A 674-nucleotide genomic window follows, 5' to 3' on the forward strand; every position below is an offset into this window, starting at 1 on the left:
GAATTCAGATGGCCCGTGATGCGTCCGTTCAGGTCGGTGTGGGTGATGGCGCGTTCGGCGTATTGTGTTCGCCTTTTTTGGTCCCGCCCCTGTCGCTGGTGGAAGGTCAGGCGCGTGACGCGCTGTCAAGCGCGTCGAGCGCGTTGGACCGGCTGTGCAGTCAGCTGGGTATTGCTGTGGAGGATTTTACTGCTCACGAAGACGAGCTGACACGCTCCTTCAACAATGAGGTGAGCGTGTGGGGGAAGCGAGGTCGGCGTGGCTAATCCTTTGGTGGCGCAGCGTCAGGACTCGACCAGCCCGCTTGCCGGCACGTTTCTTCTTGAAGACGGCGAGCAGCTGGTTGGCGCGTTCAATTCAGGCAGCTGGGTCAGTGGCGGTATGGCTGCGTTCGCTGCTGTAGGTGATGCGGCCAGTTTTATCGCTGACCCGATCGGTTCGCTGATCGCGATGGGTGCCGGATGGGTGCTTGAGCATGTTCACCCTTTGGATCAGTGGCTCGATGAGTTCACTGGTGATGCGGATCAGGTTGCGGCCTATGCTCAGACGTGGGGCAACATTAACACTCAGCTGTCCGCGTGCTCCCAGCAGTTGGCCGGGTATACGCGCTCTGACCTGTCATCTATGAGCGGGCAAACCATCAGCGCGATCACCGTCTTGGAAGCCGACCTGGG

The 674-nt window shown here is 60.1% G+C and carries 2 pseudogenes; both read left to right on the forward strand.

From position 1 onward, the window contains the following. A pseudogene (locus tag AC1EJZ_RS11190) lies at window positions 1-266 on the forward strand (hypothetical protein); the annotation flags it as partial. Further along, a pseudogene (locus tag AC1EJZ_RS11195) lies at window positions 259-674 on the forward strand (hypothetical protein); the annotation flags it as partial. The pseudogenes AC1EJZ_RS11190 and AC1EJZ_RS11195, both read left to right, overlap by 8 nt.

The organism is Pauljensenia sp. C0170B5 (genome assembly GCF_056590195.1).